Raw genomic sequence first — 24,063 nt, forward strand, 5'->3', positions numbered from 1 at the left:
GCTCCTGATGACTTTATTATTCTCTTTTGTGATCAAACCGCGCAATTTATGCGCGTTTTTTAGGCATGATATAAGAATGCTAAAAAATCACTCAAATACCTTGACATTTGTGCGACGCAGCATAAACTAGAAAATGGACGGGGCGACCTGTCTATGCCCTCCTTGGGCGTTTCCTCCCTAGACTTAGGCCGCGCTCACGCGCGGTCTTTTTTATTGAGATATGGTGTGGATCCCTATTCTGCCGCCAAGGGCGTATCGAGAAAATAAAAATCCGGCAGGGAAACCAGGTCCGCAAGGAACAGTCCGATATCCCGTTGGAGCTGCTCAAATCCGGGTTTTTTTTCGTAGGTATTCTCATTCAGATAAAGGCCGCGATTAACCTCGATCTGCAATGCGTGCATATGCTTCAGGGGACGGCCATAATGTTCAGTGATGTAGCCGCCGGCATAAGGCTTGTTGTGTGCAACCACATAACCCATTTCGCGCAACAATTGTATGGCGGCGCTGGCTAATTCGGGCGCGCAACTCGTGCCAAATCGGTCGCCTATGATGAAATCCGGGCGCATTCCGCTTTCTGGAAAGCGGATACTGGCAGGCATTGAATGGCAATCGACCAGTACGCCATAGCCAAAACGGGCACATGTCGTCGCAAGCACATTTCCGAGCATTAAATGATAGGGCTTGTAGATACTATCGATGCGTCCGAGCGCTTCCGAAATATGAAATTTTTGCGCGTAGATTTCCTGCCCTTCCCCAACAAGCCGCGGAATCGTGCCGAGGCCGCCTGCCACCCTGGCAGAATGTCCATTCGCAAACGAAGGCAGCGGCTCCAAAAACATTTTAGGGTCGAGTTCATAGGGCTCGCGATTGACGTCAAGATAGGCACGCGGGAAATGCGCCAGCATTAACGGGGCCCCCAGCATTACGGCTGATGCGAAGAGCTGATCCACAAAGCAATCTTCCGAGCGGCGGATGGTATGAGCATCAAGCTGTGATTGCAGGATGAATGTCGGTGGATAGAAACGGCCGCTATGGGGTGAGTTAAAAACAAATGGAATGCGCTGATCGGATGGCTGCCGCAATTCAAATGGAGAGCTATCGGGGAAATCGCGGTTGACGGTCATCATTCACTTCAAATGTTATTGCTGAACCTGCAGGCAATGCCTGAATACTCTAGATCAAGTTTGCCTGTAATGGAATTGATCGTGCAAGCAACATTCGCTGATCTTTCTTAAGATGATCTATCCGCGCCGGACCACCTCGACATTTCTCGCGTTCAGCCTTATTTCTAGCAAATCATTCACGTGATCTTTACCAAAAAAGCGCTTTGTAGATTTTACAGAACGCTGGTCTGGGGATGATCGGCGCTAGATAATTCGGACGGACCGATGAAAAGAATACTTCTTGCAGAAGACGACAATGATATGCGGCGCTTCCTGGTGAAGGCGCTGGAGAAAGCTGGCTATCACGTCACGCATTTCGACAATGGAGCCAGCGCCTATGATCGTCTCCGTGAAGAGCCATTTTCCTTGTTGCTGACGGATATTGTCATGCCGGAAATGGACGGGATCGAATTGGCCCGCCGGGCATCTGAAATCGATCCGGACCTGAAGATTATGTTTATCACTGGTTTTGCTGCCGTGGCTTTAAATGCCGATTCGCAGGCACCAAAAGATGCCAAGGTTCTATCCAAGCCATTTCACTTGCGCGATCTCGTCAATGAAATCGAAAAAATGCTCGTCGCAGCCTGATTGCGCCGAGCTAATCCGATATTCCTGCAAGAAAGCCCGATAAGTTCCTTTAACAGCTATTGACGGACACAATTCAATATGGTGTATGCGCCCGGCAGATGGGCGTGTAGCTCAGCGGGAGAGCACTACGTTGACATCGTAGGGGTCACAGGTTCAATCCCTGTCACGCCCACCATCTGACCTTCCTCTCTATTGTTGATAGTTAAGGCGAATGCCGTAATGCGCGTGTTTGCCCTGCACTGCGCCTTTCCTTGTAGCATCAGCAAGGAAGACTCTGAATAGTCCGCGTTTGGTCAGCTACGCCCCCTCGCATGTCCCTCGAACTACTTTTATCTATCAGTAGGAATGAAAGAATTTCCGCGTTTACTTTGAGTTCTGAAATATACAAACGCCCTTGCGTTTGATTATCACAGCGTTGAATATTGCCCCCGCGCACTCCTCTCAAGAGATATAAGCGCTTTATAATCGGGTGCCAGAACAATGATGATCACGACTACCACTGACATAGATTATGCGTTCCGTTTGATTTTGGGTCGAACAATGAACGAAGTTGAAAAATCTCACTACACTTATGTAGGTCAGCCGCTTGAAAGCATTGTTCGCATGTATCTCAACTCACTTGAGTTTCAGAGCCGCCGCTTACTTGACCCAGCATCTGATCGGCAGATCGAAAAGGTCTTTCTCAATGACGCATGGATTTATGCGGATCGAAATGATCCGGATGTCGGGATCAATGTCATTGGTGGTGCCTATGAACCAAATGTGACGAGGGTATTCGAACAATACGTCAAGCCGGGAATGCACGTCATAGATATCGGGGCGAATATTGGTTACTTCACCATGCTCTGTGCGAAACTGGTCGGAAGCCAGGGACGCGTTCTGGCGGTAGAGCCGAATGTCGAAAACGGTCGTTTGCTCGTGGCAAGTCGCGACGCGAATTCCTTCAGCCACGTTAATGTTCTTTTGAGCGCGGTCGGTGATAAAACCGATGTACTCGCCCTGAATGGATCCGGTTCCAACGGCGTCAGCGCTACGCTTCAATCGGGACAGTCACTCGAAATCAAACGCTTAATCCCTTGCGTACGGCTCGATGATGTCTTGCATGACTGGAATCGGGTTGATTTCGTCAAGATCGACATTGAGGGTGCAGAATACCGCGCCTTTACCGGCATGATAAATACATTGAGAAAATTTCGCCCCATTATTGTCAGCGAATTCAGCCCAAATCTAATCGGCTGGATATCCAGCGTCACGCCCGAGACCTATTTGAAATTCCTTATAGACCTTGGCTATCAAATTTCCATTATCACTGCAGAGGGCACATTACTTGACCGGGGACAGGATGTTCCGGCGATAATGAACGATGTGCACACAGCGGACAGCGATCACATCGATATTGTTGCGCTGCCGATCTGATAAAAGCGGACGAATCCAAGCCACCGGCTTTTACTCGTTTTTCTCAATCCGGCGCCCCAAATATGCCGTTCCTTTCGCCATGATGGCGAGCAGATAATGCTGGCCGGGGAACTGATGACCAATCCATTTTTGAATCGCCGTTATCTTCTGACTGTGGCTTTAAGCAGCGTATTTTTACCTAAGATAACTGAGGCGAAAGAACAGCCACGGGAAGATCATCCTATGTGGGCTGTATTTGGCAACCCGAAAGGCAGCGTGACAATCGTCGAATTCTTCGAATATCAATGCCCCAATTGCAAAAAGCTTCATCCTCAACTGGAAGAACTGCTGAAAGACAATAAATCGATACGATTGATTATGAGAGATTGGCCCATATTCGGAGATACTTCAGTTTACGCTTCAAGAATGGCTTTGGCCGCTGGGTATAGCGGCCAACACGAACAAGCATTCGGCGCTCTCATGAAGGTGCCGGGCAGGCTCACGCTGAAACGGGTAGATGAAACCTTACGAGCAGCTGGCATCCACACTGACCGGGTCAGGGATGCCTTGGAACAAAATTTCGATACCATACAAGGGCGGTTGGATCATAACGCTGCGCAGGCAAAATCACTAGGGCTAGCCGGCACACCCGCCTTCATCGTGGGCCGGGAGCTCTATCCGCGAGTGACTGACATTGACACGCTTCGCGCCGCCGTTGATAAATCAGGAAGCAGATTGCCTGCCGTCCGGTAACATAGCGACCTGGCCCGTAATGCCATCCCTTCAAGGATATTTTTCAACCTTCCCCCGGAGATTTAGAAATGCAACTCGGTATGATTGGATTGGGCCGTATGGGTAACAATATGACCCAACGGCTGATGCAGCACGGACACGAATGCGTTGTTTATGACGCGCGCGCTGAAAGCATGGCTGCATTGGAAGCGCTGGGGGCTACCGCAAGTGCGTCTCTGCAGGATTTCGTTTCCAAACTGTCCAAACCACGGGTTGTTTGGCTTATGCTTCCCGCTGCTGTTGTCGACAAAGTTCTGGATCAACTCGTACCATTGCTGGATAAGGACGATATCCTGATCGACGGTGGCAATTCCTATTATCATGATGACATCAGGCGCAGCGGAGCCTTGCGGTCAAAAAGTCTCCACTATGTTGATGTGGGGACCAGCGGCGGCGTATTCGGCCTGGAGCGCGGCTATTGTCTCATGATCGGCGGCGAAAAACCCACCGTTGAGCATCTCTCTCCCATTTTTGCCGCTCTCGCACCTGGCAAAGGTGACTTGCCGATCACTGAAAGCCGCCCGAAAGACATTGCCAGTACAGCAGATCAGGGGTTTCTGCATTGTGGACCACACGGTGCCGGACACTTCGTCAAAATGGTCCATAATGGCATCGAGTATGGGTTGATGGCAGCTTACGCCGAAGGTCTGAATATTCTGCGAAATGCGGACATCGGCATGCGTGAGCATGTAGTTGACGCGGAAACCACGCCATTGCAAAATCCAGAACATTATCAATACAAGCTTGATTTGCCAGAGATCGCCGAAGTGTGGCGTCGTGGCAGTGTTATCAGTTCATGGTTGCTCGATTTGACTGCCGATGCCCTTTATGGTGATCCCGGCCTGGAGAGCTATGAAGGCCATGTTTCCGATTCCGGTGAAGGACGCTGGACCGTCATCGCTGCCATAGATGAAGCTGTGCCAACGCCCGTCCTCAGCGCTGCTTTGCAGGAACGGTTCTCATCGCGCGGCAATGCTGACTTTGCCAACAAGATTCTCTCCGCCATGCGCAGCGAGTTCGGCGGGCATAAAGAAAAGCCCGCGAACAAAACCGCAGGCTAATCTGTGTCTATTTAGATAGGGCTGACAGACCGGCCCTATCTATCTAACCATGTGCGCTGACTTCACTATCGAGATGCGCCATCTGTGCAGCGGCATAACGGGCGCCCGCTGCCGAGCCTTTTGGCACAGCTTTTTCGATCGCTTCCAAGTCCTCACCGGTGAGTGCAACGTCAAGGGAACCCAAGGATTCAGTCAACCTGTCACGACGCCTAGCGCCCACAATCGGAATGATATCCTTACCCTGCGCAGCAACCCATGCGATGGCGATCTGTGCGACAGAAGCGCCCTTCTTGTCAGCAATCGCTTTGAGCGCCTCGACAAGCGCCAAATTCTTGTCGACATTTTCGCCCTGGAACCGGGGACTATACGCACGGAAATCGGTAGGTGCCGCTGCATCCTTCTGCCAATGCCCACTGATCAGTCCGCGCGAAAGCACGCCATAGGCAGTGATGCTGATGCCAAGCTCGCGGCAAGTTTGCAAAATGCCGTCCTCAATGCCGCGTGAGATCAACGAGTACTCAATCTGGAGATCAACAATCGGGTGAACGGCAGCCGCACGCCGTATCGTTGCCGAACCAACCTCGGACAGGCCAATATGTTTGACGTAACCTGCCTTTACCATATCGGCGATTGCGCCGATTGTGTCTTCAATTGGCACATCAGGGTCAAGCCGGGCTGGTCGGTAAACATCGATATAATTAACATTCAGCCGTTGAAGCGTATAGGCGAGCGAAGACTTGACCGCCGCGGGTCTTCCATCAAATCCGATCCATCCGGCACTCGGATCGCGAAGCGCTCCGAATTTAACGCTTATCAGCGCATCTTCACGCTTTCTGCCCTTCAATGCCTCAGCTATCAGCATTTCATTGTGGCCCATACCGTAAAAATCGCCCGTATCCAGCAAGTTGATACCGGCATCCAAAGCGGCATGAACTGTAGCAATGCTCTCGGCACGATCGGAGGGTCCATACATGCCTGACATGCCCATGCAACCGAGTCCAATTTCAGAAACCTTCGGGCCAGTTGCACCAAGTTGATGATATTGCATTCTAAAACTCCGTATTTTCCTGTTTACGAGCTGTCGCATGCAACTATAAAAGATTTCAATTTGTGCGATAATCCGCTTTATCATGCACGGGTTGTTCGGAAAAGCGTACAATGAATGAGCCTGACCTTTCTGATTTGAGCGCGTTGGTCGCGATCACGGAAACCCGCAGCTTTCGGGCTGCAGCAAAAGTTCGCGGCGTTTCCGCATCATCACTCAGCGATGCAATACGCCGCCTTGAAGAGCGGCTTAATGTCCGCCTTTTGAACAGGACCACACGAAGCGTCACACCAACGGACGCCTGTACGCAATTGCTGGAGCGTTTAAAGCCCGCAATGGGCGAGATCGCTGGCGCGCTGGATGCCTTAAACAGCTTCCGCGACAGCCCCACTGGAACACTCAAGTTAAACGTGCCGATTATCGTCGCCCGTAGTATCCTACCACCAATCGTCAACAGGTTCCTTCTTAGTCATCCAGGGATCAGTCTCGACATCCTCGCAAGCGATACATTCATTGATATCCTCGCCGCGGGCTTTGATGCCGGTATTCGCTATGATGAGAGTATTGAACGCGACATGATCGCAATTCCAATCGGGCCGCGCACGCAGCGGTTTGTTCTGGCCGCAGCACCTGATTACCTTGACACTCATGGCACGCCAGAGCACCCGCGCGATCTCATCAACCATGCCTGCATTCGCCATCGCTTTGCGAGCGGCGTCTCCTTTGCATGGGAGTTTGAAAAGAATGGGAAAACTGTGAAAGTTACTCCCAAGGGTCCTTTGCTCGCATCTTCTATCGAAGTTGAGCTCGGAGCGGCGATTGCTGGCCTTGGCTTGATATACACTTTCGAAGAAACGATTACGCCTGCATTCCAAAGCGGTGAACTTGTGCCTGTAATGCAATCCTGGTGGCTCAGTTTTACCGGCCCTCGGCTCTATTATCCCAGCCGCAATCATATGCCTGCGCCGTTACGCGCTTTCGTTGATTTCATAAAGAGCGATCACAAGCTGTCCCTTGCATAGCGCGCAATGGTGTGCGATGACGCGCCTCCCAAATCGAAAGCGCATTGAGCGCGCAAAAAATAGCAAAATATAACAGCACAAGGAGCGCGGCCATGGCTCAGGCGCTGGGTTTTGACTTTGGCACAACCAATTCCGTCATGGCATTGGCAGATGGAGCCACCACACGGTCAATGACATTCACTAGTCGGGCTGGCGAAGCCGATAGCATGCGGACGGCACTGTCTTTCATGAAGGATCCCCTGGCGGGTGCTGCCTCTTTGAAGGTTGAGGCCGGGCACGCGGCGATACGGCAATTCATTGATCATCCTGGCGAATGCCGTTTTCTCCAATCCATAAAGACATTTGCGGCAAGTGCCCTCTTTCAAGGCACATTGATCTTTGCGAAACGGCAAACTTTTGAAGATCTCATGGAGATTTTCATAAAGCGGTTGCGAGTATATGCGGACGATAATTGGCCGTCCGAGGTCAACCGGATCGTAACCGGTCGCCCCGTCCATTTCGCGGGAGCCAATCCCAAACCGGAACTGGCAATGCAGCGCTATAGCGAGGCGCTCACGCGTTTTGGTTTTCCTGAAATGCACTTCGTTTATGAGCCCGTCGCTGCTGCCTTTTATTTCGCTCAACATTTAAAATCAGATGCGACAGTCTTGGTAGCTGACTTCGGTGGCGGCACGACTGACTATTCGATCATTCGGTTTGAAAGCTTCGCAGGCAAATTGAAGGCGACACCAGTCGGTCATTCTGGCGTCGGCGTTGCGGGCGACCATTTCGACTATCGCATGATAGACCAGATCGTTGCGCCACAGATTGGCAAGGGAACATATTTCAAGAGTTTTGACAAAAGGCTGGAAGTTCCTTCGTCTTGGTATGCAAATTTTGGACGCTGGAACCAGCTTTCTATCTTCAAAACCTCACGTGAATTCGTCGAGTTAAAGAAGCTTGTCCGCAGTAGTTGTGATCCGGAAAAACTTGAGACTTTTGTTGATCTCGTCGAACATGACGAAGGATACCCGCTCTATCAGGCAGTGTCCGCAACGAAGATGGCACTATCATCGGCGGAAGAAGCCGAGTTCAATTTTGCCCCTCTCGGGTCCGGCGGCAAAAAGACGATCAAACGTTCAGATTTTGAAAGCTGGATAACAGAAGATCTGGATAGGATTGAAGGCGCGCTGGATGAAGTCCTGACAAAAACAAACACGTCTCCGGACTCAATCGATAAAGTGTTCTTGACGGGTGGAACATCCTTTGTCCCTGCTGTTCGAAGCATTTTCACCAAACGCTTTGACGAGGGCCGGATCGAGAGCGGGGGTGAACTCCTCTCTATTGCGCACGGACTGGCACTGATCGGTGAACGCGACGATATTGCTCAATGGACAGTTCAGGGATGACAATCTGGGCGGAACCGACTATCGAAACAAACCACATTCTGCATATGTTTGGAAAGTCGATATTATGAAAGAAGCGATAACGCTCAAACAATTGAAAGCAGCGGTCGGGACTGAAATCGGTTGCTCCGAATGGCGTACCGTCACGCAGGAAATGATCAATCTGTTTGCCGACGCTACCGACGATCATCAATTCATTCACGTCGACCCGGAGCGTGCTGCAAAAGAAACTCCGTTTGGCGGCACCATCGCCCATGGCTTCCTGACGATTTCATTGCTTTCCACCCTGGCCTATGAAGCACTGCCGATGATTGAAGGTGCCACAATGGGTATCAATTACGGTTTTGACAAAGTGCGCTTCATGTCTCCAGTCAATACTGGCAGGCGTGTGCGTGCACGCTTCAAGCTTGTGGATGCTGATATCCGCCCCTCAGGCCGTGTCCTCAACAATTACGAAGTCACTTTGGACGTCGAAAACCTTATCAAGCCTGCATTAGTGGCAAATTGGCTGACAATTGCAGTGCTCGAGCATCCACCAGAAATAGATTGAGGTTTTCAGCCTATCCTACCCTTCTCATCAAGTGGCGCCGCTTCTCCGTCATACTTGGTCATCAATTCGGCAAACATAAAGGGCCCCTGCACAAACATGCCCATGTCGTAGGTGTTGCGTATCTGTGCTCCTTTGAGAAACAACAGATGCATCTTGAAGAAATTCTTCTTTGCCCGCGCATACCGCGCTGGCTTGTGAACATTCTTGAATCTTATTCGACGGATGATGGGCGCTACCTTCGGTTCAATCCCCAGCGCCCCTGCCGGATCTGACTTATAAAAATGTATGATGTCGGAAATGGCCTGGAACTCCACCCAAAGTACTGGCGTTTCCTGCATGACAATCCGGATATCTTCCTTCAAGCTTATTGCTCGGGGGTGCAATGCGATCATCAGGAGACACGAGCCCGCTGCAACCAGCGATACCGGTCTGTTTTTCAATAGCTCCGGTTGCGCGCGCCAGACATCAGCGATTGCTTCTACGGCTGGCACAGTTCCCAGGCTATGGGAAATTATAATGACCTCATCCGCGTCACTTGCCTCCAGCTTCCTGATCAGGTGATCGGCGAAACCGCGACGACGCAGAAGCAACTCACTGTTGCGACCATGAATTCGATCAGACGCCGCAGCCCAATCATCAAGCAGATAGGAAAAGAATATTTTATCTCCCGGCCAGCGAATAAGGATACGGCAAGCTACAAGCGCGAGGGGAACACTCCATACCAAATGCCAAGGATTGAAGTCTGCCCAGATGGGCGACAAACCGACGCCAAGCAGTACCATCGTTATTATGCAGGCAAGAGCAAAGGGCCACATGAAGAAGAGGCAAAATCGCCAGCTGGTGCGCAGGTATCGATAGAAGGTGCCCGATAAAAGAATATCAAGAAAGGCCATCAAGCCTGTCGCAAAACGGGTGATGACGCCTCGTGCAGAATAGATATCGAAAATATCGGCAGTGCCATACTGGCAGAATTCGGTTTCGGTGCTCCAATTCGCTCCCGTAGTCTCAATGGGCATGGCAGCAACACCAGACCCCTCGCCCACCATTGGCCCGGCAATCGTTTTTGTGTTCCACAACCTATTGAAGTCACCTGAACTATTCAGATAACGCCCACGAACTGCATCAGGATGCAAACCTTCATAACCAGTGAAATTGATAACCAGACGTTTCTTGACCGCCATATGCTTCTCTATGCAAGCTGACCACCGAATCGGTGGTCATCCGCATCCCATCATAAAAAACGACGGCGTAATTGTGTTTGTCGACGCAGTCAGCGCCTGTTTACATCATATCCGGAAAATTGCACATCATTGCAAATGTCGCGAGCGCAGTCCTTGTTTTGTATGCGCTCAGATTGCCGGCACCTTGCTTAGTGCACAGGCTCTACCATTATCCATCTGAAAACCGAATTTTACTGTCGGCCCGAAAGGAACCTATCTCTTAGTTACACGGCAACGTCTCGAGCAGATTCCTGAAGAAACGCATAGGCATAGTTTGAGAATGACCGCCAGCATTCCACGCGGAACTCATTTTCAGCCAAGCGCCAAAGGACAATCTCGATCTTGCCGAGGACTGTCCTCGAAGCAGCTCCTACCGGAAATACTGCCAGTGAAAGATCTTGCGGACACCCACCGTTGACCACAGCATCGGCCCCCTTGCCGGAAACCAAAATTCCTATATTGCGATGCGAAATATCTACCGCAGAATGTAGAACTTTAGCTTTGGCAATATCTGCGACGACACTGCTATCTGCGGTATCAATGATGAGCCATTCATCAGGACCCAACCATAGTGCTGATCTCGTGCCCTCGGATGTGGACGTCTTGGGCTTCGTTGGCAATGACAGGCCAAGAGCCTTCGAAATCGCAGGAATTGCATCTTCCCGGGCACGAAGCGATAAGCGAGTGGCATTTTCAGCCAGCGTTATCGAAACGGATAAAGCGCTGGAATGACCGGCCTGCAACGGATGCAGTCGTGTTGCGCCGATAACCTCAACCATTGAGCCGTTCTCCTTTTTCATCGAAGAAGACCATTCCGGTTACTTCAACCTCGATCACACCATTTGGCATTGGCACGTAAAGTCTCTCGCCTAATCGCTTTGTTCCGTCGATCACCAGCGCCAGTGCAATGGAACGACCGCAATTTTCTGACCAGTAGGAAGATGTAACATGGCCGATCATTGTCATCGGAACAGGCTGGTTAGGATTGGCCACGATTTGCGCACCCTCCTCCAACACAATCTTCGGATCGACTGTCTTCAATCCGACAAGCTGTTTGCGCCCATCAGAAACAAGATCACGGCGCAGAAGACCACGAATACCAACATAATCCGTTTTATTCTTGCCGATGGCCCAAGTCAGACCGGCATCCTGCGGGGTAACAGTTCCGTCAGTATCCTGGCCGACAATGATGTAACCCTTTTCCGCACGCAGGACGTGCATTGTTTCAGTACCGTAAGGCGTAAGGCCAAACGGCTTACCCTGTTCATAGACCGCTTCCCAAACGGCTTTGCCGTAGTCCGCTGGTACGTTGATTTCGTAACCAGCTTCACCGGTAAACGACATGCGGAACAAGCGGGTGGGAACACCACAAATTTTACCCTCCCGCACACTCATATGCGGCATGGCTTCGTTCGAGAGATCAATTCCTTCCACGAGCGGCGAAATGATTTCACGGGCCTTCGGACCTTGCACGGCGATTACAGCCCATTGCTCTGTTGTCGAGGTCAACCATACGTTCAGATGTGGGAATTCAGTCTGAAGGTAATCCTCCATATGGTGCATCACGCGTGGAGCACCACCCGTTGTCGTTGTCACATGGAACCGGTCTTCTGCGAGACGACCGACAACACCGTCATCGTAGATAAAACCATCTTCCCGCAGCATGATGCCATAACGGCAGCGGCCCACTCCGAGCTTTTCCCAAGGATTTGTATATAGGAGTTCGAGAAATTTGGCCGAGTCAGGCCCAACAACTTCGATCTTGCCCAATGTTGAAGCATCAAAAATGCCCGCTTGATTGCGTACAGCAACACATTCCCGATTGACTGCCGCGTGCATGTCCTCGCCAGCTTGAGGATAATACCATGCACGTTTCCACTGTCCGACATCCTCAAACGGAGCGCCTTGAGCCTCGTGCCAGGCATGCATGGGTGTGCGGCGCGTCGGATCAAACAAATCATGGCGGGCATGATTGACGATCGCGCCAAAAGTGACAGGCGTGAATGGCGCCCGGAACGTTGTGAGACCCACCGATGGAATCGGCTTGTCCAAAGCTTCCGCGGCAATAGCCAGACCATGCAGATTGGATGTCTTGCCTTGGTCCGTCGCCATACCATTGGTAGTAAAACGCTTGATATGCTCTATGGAGTGCATGCCTTCGCGAACCGCCAGCCTGACGTCTTTGGCGGTCACGTCATTCTGGAAATCCACAAAAGCTTTAACGGTCGTATCGGCCCCTGCTCCCGGAGCAGATCCGATCATCCCGGCGATCCAATTGGTGCCACCAGTTGCAACTATTGTACCAGCTTGCCCGCCGCCAGCCGCAATGGCCTCATCGAGGGCAGACTGCAAATTGTCGGTACCGTTGCATGCACCGACGGACACGCAATTTTGCGCGTAAGTTCCCGGCAGGAAGCGCTCATTGTCGGCGTCCCAAGCCACCTTGCCACGCGACTGCGAAAAGAGGTGAACCGAAGGCGTCCAGCCCGCCGACATGATCAACGCGTCAACTGTGATCTTTCGCTCGATTCCACCCTCGTTTGGCTTGATGGATATGGAGGAAATGCGACGCTTGCCGCCAGCGCTGTAGACAGCATGGCCGGTCAGCACCTCTATGCCGAGTGAGCGCGCCTCATCAATAATGGCGGATGATGGGTTATTGCGTGTATCCACAATGACCGGCACGTCAATGCCGGCACGCTTTAAGTCGATCGCTGCTGCGTAGGCCGAGTCGTTGGCGGTATAGATTCCCACCTTTCGGCCAACTGCAACGCCAAACTGGTTGAGAAACAGGCGGGCGGCAGATGCGAGCATAATGCCCGGGCGGTCATTATTGGCAAAAACCATATGTCGTTCAATGGCACCTGTTGCCAGAACCACCTTGCTTGCTCGAACCTGCCAGAGACGCTCACGGGGCATTTCAGCAGCAGGGCGGCTTAAATGGTCGCTAAGTCGTTCAACCAGCCCAACAAAGTTTTGCGCATAGTAACCGAACGCCGTTGTGCGGGTAAGGACCCGAACATTTTTCATTTCGCGCAGTTTGGCGTAGGCTGCAACAGCCCATTCGTAACCACTGATGCCATCAATCTGAACGTCATTTTCATAGCGCAATGCGCCACCAACCTCGGGCTGCTCGTCGCAAAGAATAACTTGCAAGCCAGTGGACGCCGCACTTAAAGCTGCCGCAAGGCCTGCGGCTCCAGCGCCAATTACCAGTACGTCACAATGCGCAAAGCGATTGGAGTAACGATCCGTATCGGGCTCGCCCGGTACGACACCGAGTCCAGCGGCTGCGCGGATTTTCGGTTCATATATCGTTTTCCACGCGAATTTCGGCCACATGAAAGTTTTGTAGTAAAAACCAGCTGGCAGCATTGGCGAAAAAACATCATTGATCGCGCCAATGTCGAATGTCAGCGACGGCCAGCGGTTTTGCGATTTTGCCTTCAGGCCATCGTAGATTTCTTGGACTGTCGCACGAACATTTGGCTGTTTACGTGACTTGTCCCGCTCGATATCAACAAGAGCATTCGGCTCTTCGCTGCCTGCGGAAAGAATGCCACGTGGCCGGTGATATTTGAACGAACGACCAACCAGGTGGATGCCGTTAGCAAGCAGAGCCGAGGCGAGTGTGTCACCTTCCAGTCCTGTCAAATTTTGACCGTCAAAGGTAAATCGCACTGTTTTTGCAGGAACGAGGCGGCCAATGCCTGCAATGCGATTGCTGCCGGAATGAGTGGATTGAGCCATAAATCAAAGCTCCGCTTTCTTTGTGCGGGGCGCACGTTTTTTTACCGATGCCACTTCTTGTGAAGCATTTGCGGACAGAAGTGCGTCCAATTCAGGCTTTGGCTCACCAGCCTTGTAAACGGTCAGGAATTTGTCCGACACTGAATCGCGAACAGCATTGAAGAATCGTCCGCAGCCATGAATGTGGCGCCAGCGTTCAAATTGCAAACCTTTGGGGTTCTGCCTGAAATAGAGATAAGACGCGAAATCCTCGTCGGACTGTTCAATGATCGAAGAATTGCGCACAAGATGCGCTTCGCCTGCATTGCGGAACTCCAGTTCCGGACGCTCTTCTTCGCAATAGGGGCATTTGATGAGAAGCATAATATCTATCTCTCTTGAAAATCAGTGTGCAACAGCCGCAGCAGCGGCTTCATCGATCAAACGCCCGGTCGTGAACCGCTCAAGCGTGAACGGCGCATTGATCCTGTGCGGCTCGTCGCGCGCAATCGTATGGGCGAAAACATTGCCCGAACCGGGAGTGGCTTTAAAACCGCCTGTTCCCCAACCGCAATTAACGTAAAGCCCTGGCACAGGTGTCTTTGCGAGAATGGGAGAACGATCGGGTGTCACATCAACAATGCCACCCCAGGACCGCAGCATTTTCAGGCGCGTGAGAACCGGGAACATCTCGCAGATCGCATCGAGCGTATGGTTGATAATGTGCAGTCCGCCTGTCTGCGAATAGGATGTGTACTGATCTGTACCAGCGCCAATGACCATCTCGCCCTTATCCGACTGCGAGATATAGGCATGGACCGTATTCGACATGATCACGCAGGGAATAAGCGGCTTGACCGGCTCTGAAACCAGGGCCTGCAGCGGATAGCTCTCGAGCGGCATACGAACACCCGCCATGTTCATCAAAACAGAGGTGTGACCGGCGGCGACAACACCAACTTTCTTGGCATTGATCGGGCCACGATTGGTATCTACGCCAAGCACAGCGCCATTTGGAGCGCGACGAATACCCGTAACCTCGCAATTTTGGATGATGTGAACGCCTCGGTCCGCGGCAGCGCGGGCATAGCCCCACGCAACCGCATCATGCCGCGCCGTACCACCACGCCGCTGCAAGGCAGCGCCGATGATGGGATAACGCGCATCTGATGAAAGGTTGATCGGTGGGCAAAATTCCTTGACCTGCTCCGGTGTCAGCCACTCATTATCGATGCCGTTCAGCCGGTTTGCGTGGATGTGCCGTTTGAAGACCTGAACATCATGGATATTGTGCGCAAGCATCATTACGCCCCGCGCCGAATACATCACATTGTAATTCAAATCCTGACTCAGCCCCTCCCAGAGCTTCACAGCATGTTCGTAAATACCTGCCGATTCGTCATATAGATAATTCGAGCGGATAATGGTCGTGTTGCGGCCGGTATTGCCACCGCCCAGCCAACCCTTTTCCAAAACGGCCACGTTGGTGATGCCATGTTCTTTTGCCAGGTAGTACGCAGTTGCCAGTCCGTGACCGCCCGCTCCGACGATAATAACGTCATATTCTGACTTGGGTTCAGGCGAAGACCATTGCTGATCCCAGCCCTTATGGGCACGCAACGCCTCCCTCGCCAAAGCAAATACCGAATATTTCCGCATCATCCATTCCTAGCAATTGGGCCTTGGCAAAATAGCCACTGCAAAGCGATTATTAATGAGTGGCGTCGCTTGATCCTGTTCAAATATCGACATCGACTTTAAAAGCCAGAACCATGCTTTTATGCATCAGTATCGCATCCAGCCAAAGCTCTTTTGCCATTTTGCGACGGAGATTGGCGCTTCGCGTTAGATAATCCCAAATTACATAATTGCTGGCGCTTTGAGACAAATACTCACCGGTGTTTACAACTCTGTCATGGACATCGATAAAAGTTTCTGCTAATGGCCACCCCAGTTTGCGATAGATGACTGTCGCGAAGTTTGGTTTTTGTTCCCTGCTCAATGGACAGGCGTCAAAAATCAGGCTCAACGAAATTCTAAGAGATACAGGAAAAACCGTGCAGGTACTCGTACGCGAAAATAATGTTGATCAGGCCCTCCGCGTCCTCAAGAAGAAGATGCAGCGCGAAGGCATGTTCCGCGAAATGAAGATGCATGATCATTACGAAAAGCCGTCGATCAAGCGTGCTCGCCAGAAGGCAGAAGCAATCAGCCGTGCTCGCAAGCTGGCTCGTAAGCAGGCTCAGCGTGAAGGCCTCTTGCCGATGCCTGTTAAGAAAGTTCCGGCCCGCGCTTCCGCGGCTCGTTAATAGACAACTATCGACGCCTTGACGCGACAAGGGGTGGAGTGGCTTGTGTCACACCGCCCTTTTTTCGTTTGTCGGAATAGGAACATTTTCGCTTGCAAAGGCTTTGGTTGAACAGGACAATTGGAATATGACACATTCAATGGAAATGGCTTCATACCGCAAACCTGAATCGATCAAGGGATCGACAAGAATCGCTGGCCTCTTATTGGCATCCGTAATGGCTTTAGCGCTTGCAGGCTGCAACACCACTGCGACAGATATGACCGGGATCGACAAAGCTCAAGGCTCTGCCGAAAACATCAGTTCGCTTAATGATGTCATCCGCAATAATCCAAAAGATCCCGAAGCCTATAATGTGCGCGGATCGGCCTTTGGGCGCGCGGGCCGTAGCAATGATGCCATCAAAGATTTCAACACAGCCCTTCAGTTGAACCCAAACTTCTATCAGGCCTATGCAAACCGGGCGCTGGTCTATCGCAATATGGGCAACACAGCCCAAGCGGCAGCCGATTACAGCAGAGCCATCCAGATCAACCCCCAATATGATACGGCATATATTGGCCGCGGTAATCTATACCGGCAGGCGGGCAAACTCGACCAGGCTCTGAATGATTTCCAGCAAGCTATTCAGCTCAACACGACTGACGCTCGCGCCTATCATAATCGCGGACTGATTTATCAGGCTCGCAACCAGCACAAACAGGCTATCGAAGACTTTTCGACAGCGATCTCGCTACAGCCTGATGCTGCAGAACCTTATAATGGTCGTGGCATCTCCTATGTCGCACTCGGCGATGACGACAATGCCTTTGACGATTTCAATACGGCCATCAAGCTCGATGGTGACATCGCAGAAGGCTGGGCAAATCAGGCTCTCATCTATGAGCATCGCGGCGAGAAGGCCCGTGCAGCCAAATCCTATGCAAAGGCCGTACAACTTGATCCGAATTACAAGCCGGCCAAAGACGGGCTTGCCCGTACACGCGGCGCTTGATGCGGTAGAAAAGATCACAAAACCAATAAAAAACCCGCCGAGATAGCGGGTTGTTTATTATTTAATTGCGCTTCAGATTAGTGGTCGAGCGCTTTCACAATGTTTTCGACCATCTTCTTCGCATCGGCAAACAGCATCATCGTATTGTCGCGGAAGAAAAGTTCATTCTCCACCCCGGCGTAACCGGAACCCATGCCCCGCTTGATAAAGAGAACTGTTCCAGCCTTGTCCACGTCAAGGATTGGCATACCAAAGATTGGTGACTTTGGATCAGTCTTTGCTGCAGGATTGGTCACGTCATTCGCACCGATAACAAAGGCGACATCAGCTTGAGCGAACTCGGAATTGATATCCTCAAGTTCGAACACCTCATCGTAAGGCACATTTGCTTCGGCCAATAGAACGTTCATGTGACCTGGCATACGGCCTGCAACTGGGTGAATGGCGTATTTGACCTCGACGCCCTCGGCCTTGAGCTTGTCCGCCATTTCACGCAAAGCATGCTGCGCCTGCGCCACGGCCATGCCATAGCCCGGCACGATAATGACCTTGGAAGCATTTTTCATGATAAAGGCGGCATCGTCGGCAGAGCCTTGCTTGACAGGACGCTGCTCAACTTCGCCAGTAGCAGCACCGCCAGTCTCACCGCCAAAGCCACCAAGAATGACCGAGATGAATGACCGGTTCATGCCCTTACACATGATGTAAGACAGGATCGCACCGGATGAGCCAACCAGCGCACCGGTGATGATCAATGCCAGATTGCCCAGCGTAAAGCCGATACCTGCTGCTGCCCATCCTGAATAGGAGTTCAACATTGATACCACAACCGGCATATCAGCGCCGCCGATTGGGACAATGATCAACCCACCCAGAATAAGCGACAAGATAACGATAAGCCAGAACACCAGATGGCTTTCCGTCAAGACCAAGGCGATGACAAGAACAACAATCGCGATCAACAGGCTGGCATTGATGAAATGGCGGCCGGGCAACATGATCGGCTTACCCGACATGCGGCCATCCAATTTAAGAAACGCTATGATCGAACCCGTGAAGGTGATCGCGCCAATAGCAACACCAATGGACATTTCGACAAGCGCCTGCGCGTGTATCGATCCGATTTCACCAATCCCGAATGATTCAGGAGAGTAGACTGCCGCTGCTGCCACCATCACGGCGGCAAAACCAACGAGAGAGTGGAACGCTGCAACCAGCTGCGGCATGGCCGTCATGGCAATACGCTTGGCGATATAGGCGCCAACACCGCCGCCAATGGCAAGACCAAGAACGATCAAGCCAAGACCGCCAAAACTAGGCTCGGCCAGTGTCAGCGTCGTGATGATCGATATGCCCATACCGATCATGCCGTAGAAATTACCCTGTCGGCTTGTGGTTGGATGTGACAGGCCGCGCAGCGCCAAGATGAACAGGACGCCGGAGACGAGATAAAGAAAAGCTGCGAAATTAACGCTCATTGCTCAAATCTCACTTTTCTTTTTTCTTGTACATGGCAAGCATGCGATGAGTGACGAGGAAGCCGCCAAATATATTGACGCTTGCAAGAACGAGCGCGATGAACCCAAATCCGGTGGCCACCCCACTTGCGGACAGGCCCACAGCAAGCAGCGCACCGACAACGATGACCGACGAAATAGCGTTGGTCACGGCCATGAGCGGCGTATGCAGCGCGGGCGTTACCGACCAGACCACATAATAACCAACGAAAATTGACAGAACAAAAATCGCGAGGCGGAAAACGAATGGGTCAACTGCACCACCGGTAATCGCATGTGCAGCAGCACCAGCCGCGTCGGGCATGGTTTCGGCAGCCTGCCGCACCATTTCCGTGGCCTGATTAAGCGTTTCGAGCGCTTTGTCTAGCGTTGCGTCAGCCATCATGCCTCTCCTTCAGATGTTTTGGGGGCAACAGTTTTCGTCACAGTTTTCTTTGGCGTAGCCGCTTTTGTTGATGCTGCTTTCTTGACCGGAGCTTTCGCCGGTGCCTCCTTGGCAGTAGTGGCTTTGACGGTCGTGACCTTTTTCGCAGCAGCAGTTTGCACCGAGGATGTGGCAGCGCCACCTGCGAAGGCCGGATGCACAACCTTGCCGTCATGCGTCAATACAGTCGCCTTAACCAACTCATCGTCGAAATTGATCTTGATTACCTTGGCTTCTTTATCGACCAGCGTTTCAACGAAGGCGACCAGATTTTTGGCATAAAGCTGTGACGCTGTGGCGGCGATCCGTCCGGCGACATTCAGATGCCCGACGATCTTCACGCCGTCCACCTCAACGATCTTTCCGGCAACAGCACCCTCTACGTTTCCGCCACGTTCCACCGCCAGATCAATGATGACGGAACCCGGTCGCATACGCGAATACATCTCACGCGTTACGAGCCGTGGTGCTGGTCTGCCGGGAATGAGGGCCGTTGTGATAATAATATCTTGTTTGGCAATATGCTCTGCAACCAGCGCAGCCTGCTTTGCCTGATATTCTTTCGACATTTCCTTGGCATAGCCACCGGCTGTTTCGGCAGCCTTGAACTCTTCATCTTCAACAGCCAGAAACTTCGCACCAAGCGAAGCAACCTGTTCCTTGACCGCTGGTCGAACGTCCGTTGCCGTGACAACGGCTCCAAGACGGCGCGCTGTCGCGATCGCCTGAAGGCCGGCAACACCGACACCCATGATGAAAACCTTTGCAGCAGGAACGGTACCCGCAGCCGTCATCATCATTGGCAAAGCGCGATCATACTCTTCCGCCGCGTCAACCACTGCTTGATAGCCGGCAAGGTTTGCCTGGCTGGAAAGAACGTCCATGACCTGAGCACGCGTGATACGCGGCATGAATTCCATGGTAAAAGCAGTAACGCCCGCATCGGCAAGTTCTTTGATTGCGGTTTCATTACCATAGGGATCGAGCATAGCAATGACGACCGCGCCCTTTTTGTAGGATTTGAGCTCGGTCGAGCTTGGTCGGCGCACCTTTAAAACAATATCGGCGCTTTTCGCATCTGCTGCCTTGCCAATTGAGGCTCCGGCTGACTCAAACTCGCGATCGGGAATACGGGACAAAACGCCCGCGCCGCTTTCAACGATAACTGAAAAACCAAGACTTATAAGTTTTTTGACCGTTTCCGCCGAGCCGCCAACCCGCGGCTCACTGGCATCAGCCTCTTTCGGTATGAATAGTGTCTGAGCCAAGCTCTCACCCCCTAAGCAAGTTAACTCTCCACAGGCTCAGCAAGATCGCCTACGCCTGTCCGACTTTACCGGGCAATACCCTTAAGGTGAAAACAGTCAGCTAACTGGTTTGCAAAGGGCATCCACCCGAATGATGCAACGAAAAGACAAGCAGGCTAAACCAAAAACCAGGCAGCCACACATATAACAATGAATAAAATGGTAGCGGAGAAGAACCCGCCAGCGAAAAAACCGAAAGCCATTGCAGCTAACAGCGCAACACAGAAAATCACACCCCATTTTGAAAGCGTAAGAAACAGATTGTAGGTGTTCTCATGTTCTTTGTAGTCCATGGGAGCGCCCAGTTCCGCAGGGGCGGTATCGTGATGTTCAGCCATCTTCAAACCTCTTCGTATCGACGTCTTAATGGCAATAGCGAAAACGACGCATCAGCGCAATGCGCAGATAGTCGCTCGCTGCTGTTCAATTGAGATAATATTATCGGCGATTGAAGATTATCTAATTGAGAAGGTTAGGAAACAGGCCGAGAACACCAATGATAATCAGATAAAGAGCGACAACGTAGTTCAAGAGGCGTGGGGCGATCAATATGAGGATGCCCGCTATAAGTGCAACCAACGGGGCGATGGCGATCTGTGTAATCATGCTTGCAACGTCCTTTGAATGATGTACCTGATGCCCAGAGCAAACCAAATCACGTAAGAATGCAATCCATTTCGATCTTTTTCTCGCAGATTCAGTGGATATAGCGGCTTCATCAGGTGCCGGGGCACACCACCGCGGCAGGACCTTTATCGGGATTGGCATCATAAAACGGACCAACAACAAGCGGTTTGTCAGGCATGACAGATTGATCAACGTCAGAGATCATCTTCCGCTCTATAGTCTGCAATAGCTGACCACTCGCATCTATGACGCGCATGCTGACCTTATACTCGCGATTGGCCTTCACACATTTCACCGGAGGGCTTTCCACGGTCACTTTTGTCATGGTCGGCCAGATTTTTTGCCGTATTATGAAAGGATCTCCGCCTGCCGGATTTTCAAAAGTTGCCTCCAGCACGGCATCATTTGGAAGGGGCCTGACTTTTGAGAGCGTTAAAACGTAGGTCGCCTGCGCGATACGATAATTAAACACGAAGATTTTTCCCGACACGTTAAGATAATCACCCTGTCCGGGATCGCGGCATGCCCCAAGAGCCAAGACAATAATCATGCTGAGCAGCAAACCAGCACTTCGGACTCTATAAGCCATGATCTCTTCCCTTCCGATCATAGTGCCGTTTTGCTTTTGCGCGATTGCCACACACGGTCATGTCACACCAGCGCCGGCTGCGATTACGGCTCTCATCCAGATAAAGCCAATGGCAATTCGGACATATTTTGATTCGTGATAGCCGCGCAGGGTCGAGTAGATTGAGACCAGACAGCGCGGCTCCGGCGGATAATAAAAGCTCTCTGTGCTGGGCAAATGGCGGCAAGGTAAAATCCTGCTCATTCTGGCTATCGCCGATGACAGCCGAGGCCAGTCGCAAAAAATTCGACAAATATCGGGCTTTAAAGCCTCCCTCCAGTACCGCTGTTCGGAACAGATTATTTATCGCCTCGCGCAATTCTATCAAATTTAAGTGCCCAGACGGCGACTGCGGTGGGATAAAATTAACACTGCCCCATTCCCCGGCGCGGAAAATGCCAGCAGCGCATGCAAACCTTGCAACCTCCAGACTGTTTGAAAAACGGTCTTGGGCGCGGTCAGGGGCTTGGCGAAAGATAATCGTATTCGCCAAATCAAGCGCCAACACACCTCCGCTAAACCTATGAGCATTCCAATCAATCCACATATCGAAATTCTAACTGGTAAAATCGATTTTGCAAGTTAGACTAGTTGGTGATGGGATGGTGCTGAATGTCGTACTTTCTGCAACTATTGTTGAACGGAATTCACAATGCGGCGCTCTATGCACTGCTCGCCTATGGCTATGTCCTCATTCATGGATTGACGCACCGAACAGATCTCTCGCTTGGCGCAATTTTCGCGTTTTCGGGACAGACATTCATTCTTGCAGCAGCTTTTGGCTTTTCCGTCCTTTGGATGACAATGCCAGCCGCTTTGGGGTTTGGCTTCATAATTGCGGCTCTTTATGTAACCGCAGCCGGCTATTTGGTCGCTAGGCTTATTTATACTCCGTTGGATGCTGGTACTCGCAATACGGTGCTCGTCGCCACATTGGGGCTAACCATCTTTCTGATGGAGTTGTCGCGCATTGCTGCCGATACAAGAGATTATTGGCTGCCGCCCATGCTGGCCTCGCCTGTCTTTATTCTGGGGCCGGCAGCCGACATAAGCCTTACCCAATTACAGCTTGTGAACATTGGTATCGCACTGGCTGTTGTTCTTCTTGCAGAACTGACCATGAACCGCACGCTGGCCGGTCGCATCTGGCGCGCGGTCAGCGACGAGCCTACCGCCTCGGCGCTATGCGGAATTGATCCCGTCTCTGTACGAACAAACGCAATCCTAGTCGCTTATGGAATCTGTGCGCTCGCCGGATTTCTCGCAGCACTCTACTACGGCAATGTGAGCTTCAATACGGGCATAATCTTTGGGCTCAAGATCCTGTTTATAACTGCCGCCGGGAGCTTTTCGCGTCCGCTCCATGCTGCGTTCGGAGCGGCCATCATCGGCATGGTGGAATCCATCTGGGGCGGATATTTTTCAGTGCTCTGGCGCGATGCTGCAATATTTTCATTGCTTGTACTGGTATTGGCGATACGCACCAATGTCGATGAACAAGAGCGCGTCTAGAGGACTCTAGCCTTGAAGGCTATGGCCGCCATCAATCGTGATAACAGTGCCCGTGATGTAGCTGCTTGCATCGGAAGCAAGCAAGAGCACTGCACCATCAATATCTTCAGGCTCTCCCAAGCGGCGCATTGGGTTTTTGCCTTTGAGAAAACCTTTTGCCGGACCATCCATGATGGTTTCGTTGAGTTTGGTTGGAAACCAGCCAGGTGCAATGGCATTGACGCGGATGCCATGCGGCGCCCATTCAAGCGCGAGCGATCGCGTCATTTGTGCTACCGCCGCTTTCGACATCGCATAGCCGGCAGATCCCTTAATCGGAGCGTCGGCAAGAATACTCGACAGATTGATTATTGAACCCCCGATTTTGTTGGCAATCATGCGTTTGGCGGCTTCCTGAGCAATAAAGAATGCCCCTTCCACATTGACCTCGAAGATATGGCGCAATTGCTCGCGGGTGGTCGTCAATGCCCGTTCGATGGCAGCGACGCCAGCATTGTTGAACACAACTGAAACTGGGCCGAACAGCCGTTCCGTTTCGTCGAATGCCCGCTCTATGTCGGCCGCAATCGTTATATCAGCGATAATGTTGACGACATTCGAGTGAACCATGCTCTCGGATGTTGGCGTCCGTGAGATCGAAACCACATTGGCTCCGTTGGCTGCGAGAACCTGGATCATCCGTAAACCAAGCCCGGACGAGCCACCTGTCACCGCAATAGTTTTTCCTGCAACCGAAATAGATCTATCAATATTCATTGATTAAGTACCGCTGGGCATCCCAATTGTGGTCTCACT

General features: G+C 51.7%; 26 protein-coding genes and 1 tRNA gene. 11 read left to right on the forward strand and 16 right to left on the reverse strand.

Features of this window, described 5'->3' with window-relative positions; genetic code table 11:
• Window positions 1-233: 233 nt before the first annotated feature.
• Window positions 234-1,124: an N-formylglutamate amidohydrolase gene (locus AC6CHM_RS08055; protein WP_115052245.1), complete on the reverse strand. Its 891-nt coding sequence runs from the start codon at window positions 1,122-1,124 to the stop codon at window positions 234-236.
• A 264-nt stretch (window positions 1,125-1,388) separates the two neighbouring features.
• Here AC6CHM_RS08055 and cpdR point away from each other — a divergent pair, with 264 nt between their 5' ends.
• The 5 genes from cpdR (at window position 1,389) to gnd (ending at window position 4,999) form a co-directional block, all read left to right on the forward strand.
• Window positions 1,389-1,751 carry a cell cycle two-component system response regulator CpdR gene (gene cpdR / locus AC6CHM_RS08060; RefSeq protein WP_115052244.1) on the forward strand — a complete coding sequence of 121 codons (363 nt, stop codon included), beginning with the start codon at window positions 1,389-1,391 and terminating at the stop codon, window positions 1,749-1,751.
• Window positions 1,752-1,851: 100 nt separating this feature from the next.
• A tRNA-Val gene (locus AC6CHM_RS08065) sits at window positions 1,852-1,926 on the forward strand.
• 365 nt (window positions 1,927-2,291) lie between these two features.
• On the forward strand, window positions 2,292-3,167 hold the full coding sequence (locus tag AC6CHM_RS08070; protein ID WP_337354402.1) for an FkbM family methyltransferase: 876 nt from the start codon (window positions 2,292-2,294) through the stop codon (window positions 3,165-3,167).
• 114 nt (window positions 3,168-3,281) lie between these two features.
• Window positions 3,282-3,899 (forward strand): DsbA family protein, encoded by a 618-nt coding sequence (locus AC6CHM_RS08075; RefSeq protein ID WP_498172602.1) that lies wholly within the window; start codon window positions 3,282-3,284, stop codon window positions 3,897-3,899.
• Window positions 3,900-3,967: 68 nt separating this feature from the next.
• The gene (gene gnd, locus AC6CHM_RS08080; protein WP_498172604.1) at window positions 3,968-4,999 is read left to right on the forward strand and encodes a phosphogluconate dehydrogenase (NAD(+)-dependent, decarboxylating); all 1,032 of its coding nucleotides are present in this window, start codon (window positions 3,968-3,970) and stop codon (window positions 4,997-4,999) included.
• A gap of 43 nt (window positions 5,000-5,042) precedes the next feature.
• Here gnd and AC6CHM_RS08085 read toward each other — a convergent pair whose 3' ends face one another.
• Window positions 5,043-6,047 (reverse strand): aldo/keto reductase, encoded by a 1,005-nt coding sequence (locus tag AC6CHM_RS08085; RefSeq protein WP_498172606.1) that lies wholly within the window; start codon window positions 6,045-6,047, stop codon window positions 5,043-5,045.
• Between the two features lie 110 nt (window positions 6,048-6,157).
• Here AC6CHM_RS08085 and AC6CHM_RS08090 point away from each other — a divergent pair, with 110 nt between their 5' ends.
• The 3 genes from AC6CHM_RS08090 to AC6CHM_RS08100 all read left to right on the forward strand — a co-directional run bounded on the left by AC6CHM_RS08090 (window position 6,158) and on the right by AC6CHM_RS08100 (window position 9,001).
• A complete protein-coding gene (locus AC6CHM_RS08090; RefSeq protein ID WP_307279956.1) occupies window positions 6,158-7,066 on the forward strand; it encodes a LysR family transcriptional regulator in 909 nt (302 codons plus the stop codon).
• A gap of 92 nt (window positions 7,067-7,158) precedes the next feature.
• A complete protein-coding gene (locus AC6CHM_RS08095; RefSeq protein WP_498172607.1) occupies window positions 7,159-8,454 on the forward strand; it encodes an Hsp70 family protein in 1,296 nt (431 codons plus the stop codon).
• Window positions 8,455-8,518: 64 nt separating this feature from the next.
• The gene (locus AC6CHM_RS08100) at window positions 8,519-9,001 is read left to right on the forward strand and encodes a MaoC family dehydratase (RefSeq protein WP_498172609.1); all 483 of its coding nucleotides are present in this window, start codon (window positions 8,519-8,521) and stop codon (window positions 8,999-9,001) included.
• 5 nt (window positions 9,002-9,006) lie between these two features.
• Here the strand turns inward: AC6CHM_RS08100 and AC6CHM_RS08105 are convergent, their stop codons facing one another.
• The 6 genes from AC6CHM_RS08105 to AC6CHM_RS08130 all read right to left on the reverse strand — a co-directional run bounded on the left by AC6CHM_RS08105 (window position 9,007) and on the right by AC6CHM_RS08130 (window position 15,979).
• Window positions 9,007-10,182, reverse strand: a complete 1,176-nt coding sequence (locus AC6CHM_RS08105; protein ID WP_115052236.1) for an alpha/beta hydrolase — start codon at window positions 10,180-10,182, stop codon at window positions 9,007-9,009.
• A gap of 263 nt (window positions 10,183-10,445) precedes the next feature.
• Window positions 10,446-11,000, reverse strand: a complete 555-nt coding sequence (locus tag AC6CHM_RS08110) for a sarcosine oxidase subunit gamma (protein WP_498172610.1) — start codon at window positions 10,998-11,000, stop codon at window positions 10,446-10,448.
• Window positions 10,993-13,971, reverse strand: coding sequence for a sarcosine oxidase subunit alpha (locus AC6CHM_RS08115; RefSeq protein ID WP_498172611.1), 2,979 nt, complete (start codon window positions 13,969-13,971; stop codon window positions 10,993-10,995). The genes AC6CHM_RS08110 and AC6CHM_RS08115 overlap by 8 nt, the downstream gene beginning before the upstream one ends.
• 3 nt (window positions 13,972-13,974) lie before the next feature.
• Complete coding sequence (locus tag AC6CHM_RS08120) at window positions 13,975-14,334, reverse strand: sarcosine oxidase subunit delta (RefSeq protein WP_115052233.1); 360 nt, start codon at window positions 14,332-14,334, stop codon at window positions 13,975-13,977.
• A 21-nt stretch (window positions 14,335-14,355) separates the two neighbouring features.
• A complete protein-coding gene (locus AC6CHM_RS08125; protein WP_115052232.1) occupies window positions 14,356-15,609 on the reverse strand; it encodes a sarcosine oxidase subunit beta family protein in 1,254 nt (417 codons plus the stop codon).
• Between the two features lie 79 nt (window positions 15,610-15,688).
• Window positions 15,689-15,979, reverse strand: coding sequence for a hypothetical protein (locus AC6CHM_RS08130; protein ID WP_162802448.1), 291 nt, complete (start codon window positions 15,977-15,979; stop codon window positions 15,689-15,691).
• A gap of 28 nt (window positions 15,980-16,007) precedes the next feature.
• On the opposite strand from AC6CHM_RS08130, the gene rpsU reads away from it, so the two are divergent.
• Complete coding sequence (gene rpsU / locus AC6CHM_RS08135) at window positions 16,008-16,259, forward strand: 30S ribosomal protein S21 (protein WP_008124734.1); 252 nt, start codon at window positions 16,008-16,010, stop codon at window positions 16,257-16,259.
• A gap of 127 nt (window positions 16,260-16,386) precedes the next feature.
• Window positions 16,387-17,253: a tetratricopeptide repeat protein gene (locus AC6CHM_RS08140; protein ID WP_115053206.1), complete on the forward strand. Its 867-nt coding sequence runs from the start codon at window positions 16,387-16,389 to the stop codon at window positions 17,251-17,253.
• A gap of 77 nt (window positions 17,254-17,330) precedes the next feature.
• Here the strand turns inward: AC6CHM_RS08140 and AC6CHM_RS08145 are convergent, their stop codons facing one another.
• The 7 genes from AC6CHM_RS08145 to AC6CHM_RS08175 all read right to left on the reverse strand — a co-directional run bounded on the left by AC6CHM_RS08145 (window position 17,331) and on the right by AC6CHM_RS08175 (window position 22,303).
• On the reverse strand, window positions 17,331-18,731 hold the full coding sequence (locus AC6CHM_RS08145; RefSeq protein WP_498172612.1) for an NAD(P)(+) transhydrogenase (Re/Si-specific) subunit beta: 1,401 nt from the start codon (window positions 18,729-18,731) through the stop codon (window positions 17,331-17,333).
• A gap of 10 nt (window positions 18,732-18,741) precedes the next feature.
• Window positions 18,742-19,152 (reverse strand): NAD(P) transhydrogenase subunit alpha part 2, encoded by a 411-nt coding sequence (locus AC6CHM_RS08150; protein WP_115052230.1) that lies wholly within the window; start codon window positions 19,150-19,152, stop codon window positions 18,742-18,744.
• A complete protein-coding gene (locus AC6CHM_RS08155) occupies window positions 19,152-20,462 on the reverse strand; it encodes a Re/Si-specific NAD(P)(+) transhydrogenase subunit alpha (protein WP_498172613.1) in 1,311 nt (436 codons plus the stop codon). Before AC6CHM_RS08155 ends, AC6CHM_RS08150 begins: the two co-directional genes overlap by 1 nt.
• A 155-nt stretch (window positions 20,463-20,617) precedes the next feature.
• Window positions 20,618-20,839, reverse strand: a complete 222-nt coding sequence (locus tag AC6CHM_RS08160; RefSeq protein ID WP_115052228.1) for an aa3-type cytochrome c oxidase subunit IV — start codon at window positions 20,837-20,839, stop codon at window positions 20,618-20,620.
• Between the two features lie 121 nt (window positions 20,840-20,960).
• Entirely contained in the window at window positions 20,961-21,107 is a 147-nt protein-coding gene (locus AC6CHM_RS08165) for a DUF3096 domain-containing protein (RefSeq protein ID WP_008124743.1), read from the reverse strand.
• A gap of 112 nt (window positions 21,108-21,219) precedes the next feature.
• A complete protein-coding gene (locus tag AC6CHM_RS08170) occupies window positions 21,220-21,717 on the reverse strand; it encodes a hypothetical protein (RefSeq protein WP_498172615.1) in 498 nt (165 codons plus the stop codon).
• On the reverse strand, window positions 21,707-22,303 hold the full coding sequence (locus AC6CHM_RS08175; protein ID WP_498172616.1) for a CGNR zinc finger domain-containing protein: 597 nt from the start codon (window positions 22,301-22,303) through the stop codon (window positions 21,707-21,709). Before AC6CHM_RS08175 ends, AC6CHM_RS08170 begins: the two co-directional genes overlap by 11 nt.
• Window positions 22,304-22,368: 65 nt before the next feature.
• Here AC6CHM_RS08175 and AC6CHM_RS08180 point away from each other — a divergent pair, with 65 nt between their 5' ends.
• A complete protein-coding gene (locus AC6CHM_RS08180; RefSeq protein WP_440805229.1) occupies window positions 22,369-23,268 on the forward strand; it encodes a branched-chain amino acid ABC transporter permease in 900 nt (299 codons plus the stop codon).
• Window positions 23,269-23,274: 6 nt separating this feature from the next.
• Here AC6CHM_RS08180 and AC6CHM_RS08185 read toward each other — a convergent pair whose 3' ends face one another.
• Window positions 23,275-24,024 (reverse strand): SDR family NAD(P)-dependent oxidoreductase, encoded by a 750-nt coding sequence (locus AC6CHM_RS08185; RefSeq protein WP_115052224.1) that lies wholly within the window; start codon window positions 24,022-24,024, stop codon window positions 23,275-23,277.
• Between the last annotated feature and the right edge of the window lie 39 nt (window positions 24,025-24,063).

Source organism: Phyllobacterium sp. GQ127, assembly GCF_059758635.1.